Origin of the sequence: Mycobacterium sp. UM_11, from assembly GCF_001414075.1 — a bacterium.
Taxonomy (GTDB): domain Bacteria; phylum Actinomycetota; class Actinomycetes; order Mycobacteriales; family Mycobacteriaceae; genus Mycobacterium.
In genome coordinates this window covers 1-910 of the sequence record NZ_LATC01000224.1, presented here as the reverse complement: position 1 = coordinate 910, position 910 = coordinate 1, and the positions used below count along the sequence as shown (strand labels likewise).

Genomic DNA, 910 nt, shown 5'->3' with positions numbered 1-910 from the left:
GGATCTGGGGGTGGGGTTCGGGCGGGTGCGGGGTCTGCGGTGCCGCCCCGGCCGCGTACAGGTTGGTACGGAAGGTGACCGTGTCATCCGTATCGCGTTGCAAGGTGCCGATGCTCAGGTACTCGGCGCGCGGAGTCGCTTCTGCCCGCAGGGTGTCGAGGATGGCTTGGGTGAGGAGGGGGTGGGGGCTGATTTCGATGAAGGTGTGGTGTGTGGTGCCGGCGTGGGTGATGGCCTGTTGGAAGTGGACGGGGTTGCGCATGTTTGTGGCCCAGTGTTGGGCGTCGAAGGTGGGCGCGGTGGTGGGGTCGGGGTAGGTGGTGGACAGGATCGCGGTGGTGGGGGGTTGGGGGGTCAGGTCGGCCAGTTGTTCGCGCATCAGGGGTTGCAGGGGGTCCATGGCCGGGTTGTGTGGGGCGACTTCGATGTTGACCCGGCTGGCGAACCGGTTCTGGGCGCGCACGGTGGTGATGAGTGCGTCGATGTGTGCGGTGGGCCCGGCGATCACGGTTTGGCGGGGGGAGTTGTAGATGCCCAGGGTGACCTGGGGGTGGGCGGCGATGAGGTCTTCGGTGGCGGCGGCGTCGAGTTCGAGCAGGGCCATGGCGCCCTGGCCGGACAGCGGGGCCATCAGCGCCGAACGGGTGGCGGTCACGCGCAGGCCCTGGGCGGGGGTCAGGGCGCCGGCGACCACGGCGGCGGCGACTTCGCCCATCGAGTGGCCGATGACCAGATCGGGGGTGATGCCATAGGAGCGCCACAGCGCGCTCAGCGCCAGCTGCATGCCGAACACCCCGAGCTGGATCTGCTCGATACCGACCAGCTCGGTGCCGGTGGCGATCACCTCGTGCAGCGAAAACCCGGCCTGGGCCACGAAATCGGGGTCCAGCTCGGCCAGCGCGGCGGCGAA

General features: G+C 69.3%; 1 protein-coding gene. It reads right to left on the bottom strand.

Translation table 11 applies throughout. The features are described from left to right. Positions 1 to 910, bottom strand: a 910-nt coding sequence (locus WU80_RS24755; RefSeq protein ID WP_156371892.1) for an acyltransferase domain-containing protein, incomplete at both ends; no start/stop codon positions are given.